This is a genomic window from Streptomyces lancefieldiae (assembly GCF_031845825.1).
In the GTDB taxonomy this organism is placed as follows: Bacteria; Actinomycetota; Actinomycetes; order Streptomycetales; family Streptomycetaceae; genus Streptomyces; species Streptomyces lancefieldiae.
The window spans coordinates 1-3398 of sequence record NZ_JAVRFH010000156.1 but is presented as its reverse complement, the minus strand read 5'-3'; the positions used below and the strand labels follow the sequence as shown (position 1 = coordinate 3398).

At 67.9% G+C, this 3398-nt stretch carries 3 protein-coding genes and 1 pseudogene; all 4 read right to left on the bottom strand.

Going from position 1 to position 3398, the window contains the following annotated elements:
• Positions 1-1076: hypothetical protein (locus tag RM812_RS41080; RefSeq protein ID WP_311585968.1), on the bottom strand; the 1076-nt coding region annotated here is incomplete at its 3' end.
• A gap of 618 nt (positions 1077-1694) precedes the next feature.
• Complete coding sequence (locus RM812_RS41075; RefSeq protein ID WP_311585966.1) at positions 1695-1910, bottom strand: hypothetical protein; 216 nt, start codon at positions 1908-1910, stop codon at positions 1695-1697.
• Positions 1911-2573: 663 nt separating this feature from the next.
• A complete protein-coding gene (locus RM812_RS41070; protein ID WP_311585964.1) occupies positions 2574-2987 on the bottom strand; it encodes a hypothetical protein in 414 nt (137 codons plus the stop codon).
• Positions 2987-3398 (bottom strand): annotated as a pseudogene (locus RM812_RS41065) (site-specific integrase); the annotation flags it as partial. The pseudogene RM812_RS41065 and the gene RM812_RS41070, both read right to left, overlap by 1 nt.

Here is a 3398-nt window from a genome sequence, read left to right as displayed (position 1 = left end):
GGGAAGTGCGCCTTGACGATCGCCACCCCCGCACAGGCTGACAGCCCCGGGCCTTTTCCCCTGCGTGCCAGCGCGCCGGCGATCTGCGGGGAACCGGCCGTGTGCCGTTCGAACGCGCGTAGGTACGCGGTGGTGAACGGCAGCGCCCACGAGCCCTCGCAGACCACCACCAGGTCGTCACCGCCCAAGATCAACGGCAGCACCGGGACCGGCCCCTCGGCCCCCTGCCCCAGGCCCGCGCCCTGCTCCCGCAGGCCGTCCACCGCCTCCGCGAACGCCGCCCGCGCAGCATCCTGCACGGCTGCTGAGAACGAACGGAGGGTGTCGGCGTAGCAGCGGTTACCGGGATCGGTGACGCAGGCGTCCAAGCGGCCGAACACATCGCCCAGGCCGTTGCCGTCGGCGTAGACGACCCCGACCCACTCCGCCTTCTCCGCCAGATGCCGTACGACGCGCTTGAGCGCCCGCGGCTCGGTACCCGCCAACGCCGCGAGCCGACCCAGCCCGTCGTCCTCGCCCTCCTTGCCGTATGCCCGCCACTTGGCGAGGCTCTCCGCCGAACGTGGCTCCCGCTCACCAGGATGCAGACGGCTGAGGGTCGCGGCGGGCAGACCGGTGGAAGCGCACTCGTCGACCATCGGCAGCCGCAGGAACCGGGCATCCGGACCAGGCAGGGAGGTACGGACCGGCTCCAGCGCACGCTGGGCCTCACGCAACGCCTCGTGCAGCGCACCAGGCGTGCCCCAGTCGAAAGGCTCCCCGACCACCCCGGTCACCTCCAGCCCTGGTGCCTGCCGAAGCGCCGCCAACGTCACATCGGTCACCAGAGCGCGAGCCTGCTCCGCGCCCCACACCAGGATCTTGGCGGCGCCGGCGCCGGTCTCCAGCAACTCGACCGGGTGCGTCTCGATCCGCCACTCCGGGATGAAACCGGGGTGAAGACGCCCGAGAGCCTCCCCCACCCAGCGGCAGTCGAGGTACGTGATCAGCTCGGAGGCACCCGCGATCTCCCGGCGCTTATTGGTCACGGAGAGGAAGCGCGTGATGTTCCACGCTTCCAGCACTACCAAGTGCACGGACGCAGCCTCGGCCATGTGGACGACTCCCCCACCACTCACACACGACGCATCGTCAGATCACACAACTACCCCACGCACGAGTACGGTTGCAAGCCGCTCCGAGGCTCTCGGAGCACGCGGCGCGTGCCGCAGCAGCGACCGCGCCGAAAGGACCGTCACCGCTCTTACCCGCGAGATACTCCGACCCCCGTATTCCCGCGCGAGGCGTTGCCGCAGCTCAGCACCCCTACGGGGCCCACAAGTGATCCACGCCACACCCCTCTCGAACCGCTGGCATCCCATCCTGCGCAACGGGCATCATCGCGGCAGGTCAGGAGCACCCGATTAGGGGAAGGTTTCCAACGGAAATCCCGACACGAGGGCATGGAATCGTAGGAGGATTAGCTCCTGTTCGGACGATCCACGTTCCAACGGAAAGCCCGACGCGAGGGCATGGAAACGACAGGTCCTTCTCAACGAAGGTTGGAACAGTTACCGGTTTCGACGGAAAGCCCGACGCGAGGGCATGGATACGCCAGTTGTGCGGTCACTACCTGCACACAATGGGGTCAACCGGAATAGCCACGGCTGAGCAGGCAGTTGGCGTACTCATGCCAGGGTGCATCGCGTCGCTGTTCACGACCCGCGCGCCAAGTCGGCGGTGGTCTCCATCAGCGACCGGGAACAGGCGATCTCGTTCGTCTCCTCGCCCACGTCGAGCTGCGCCAGGACCAGGCCGCGGGCGTAATCGCAGGTGGCAAGCAGGTGGATTTTGACGACGGAACACGCCCCCACCGCCGAGCGGCAGATTCCCGCCTGGGTCTCCACCGTCGGGCCGGGGCTGAGCCGCACTGCTCGATCAGCTCCACCGCGACCAGAGCGCGCTCGACCCCGCTTACCGTTACCGGATCGAGGAGTTCACCACGAAACTCGGCGGACTGCACGTCACCGTCGCCGGCCACTTCGTGGATGGCGAGTTCGACGGCGAGTTCGCCGACCGGACCACCGCGCTCACCGACGCCGCCATCGTGATCGCCTCCGAACACACTTGTGAGGACTGCGGAGCCCGGGGCCGCATCCGCTTCCGCGGAGACGGCGCCTTCACGTGGATGCGCTGCCTGTGCGATGACTGCCGCACCCGGCCACGGACCGCGGCCCCTTCGTCTGGCCCCCGTCCGGCGTCCCTGTGAACCCAAACAGCGCGGTCAACGCCATGTCGCCTGACGTGGGCGCTACGCGGACGATGGACGGCGGATCTACGCCGTAGCGTCCTTGGCGGTGATCTTGCCGTCCAGGTAGACCACCGCCGTCGGACCGGAGTCGTCCGCTGAGGGCACGACGTTCTGCAGAGCTTGCGATCGCCGTCCCCACCCGGCGCCTGATCGCCTTGTCGAGTTCGTTGTAGGCGCGGTTCGGACGGTAGGGAAAGTCCTGAATGTTGGCGCAAAAGTGCAGCACCGCAGCGAGTGTGCTGCCCTTCACAACGACGGGAGCGACACCGCGTAGGTCTCGGGGTCATCGCCGGTCCGGCAGCCGGGCGATGCCCGAGGCGCCCTCGAGTTCGGCCTTGACTTGTTCCAGTTCGAGAGAGAGCTCCGCGATGATCATCCGCATGGTCTTGGTTCGCGCCCGCTCCTGGCGGAGCTCGTCCCTCAAGTCGTCGGCCTCGGCCTTGAGTGTCCGGTTCTCGTCAGCGAGTTCCTGCATCGCGGTCGGGGTCGAGTCCTGGGCCTTCGCGCGAGCTTGAAAGTCCTGGACCAGATCGGTGTGCCGGTACACGATGTCGCGCCGCAGGTCGCACTCGGTGATCAGCTCCGATGCGGTCAGTCGTCCGGACCGCGAGCGCAACGGGGTCCCGGCGAGGAGCCGTTCGGCTGCGGCTTGGATCGCGGCTCGGTCGGCTTCCTGGTCGCGTGGTCGGCGTCCCATCACCGCTCCTTCGTCGTTGATGTTGTCGGAATGGGTCGCGCTTGATGGGCTTCGATGATCGTTCGGCTGCGCTCAGCGAGCGCGGCTGCTCGGTCGCGCCGGGGACGTGGGCTGAGCTGGTCGGCTGCCACCTTCTCCCACTGCTGCTGTAGACGCCTCTGTACGTCGATGTTCCGGTCCGTGTAGACGAGATTGCTGCAACTCGACCAGCACTCCGCCTCGTTGGGGCCGTCTTCAGCGAGCAGTCCGGCTTCAAGGCGTGCCTTGCGGCAGGCGGCCGTCTCCCGCTGCCACACGCAGGTCATGGCCTCGCCGTGGTGGATGTTCGGATCCGTCTGTTCGAGCAGGCGATCGACGCTTCTGCCGGCGGTGACGACGCGTCCGGCGAACCGGGCGCGCGTGCGTACGCGG

Coding starts and splice junctions, on each gene's coding strand:
- RM812_RS41070 (WP_311585964.1), bottom strand. CDS start 2,987: ATGGGACGCCGACCACGCGACCAGGAAGCCGACCGAGCCGCGATCCAA.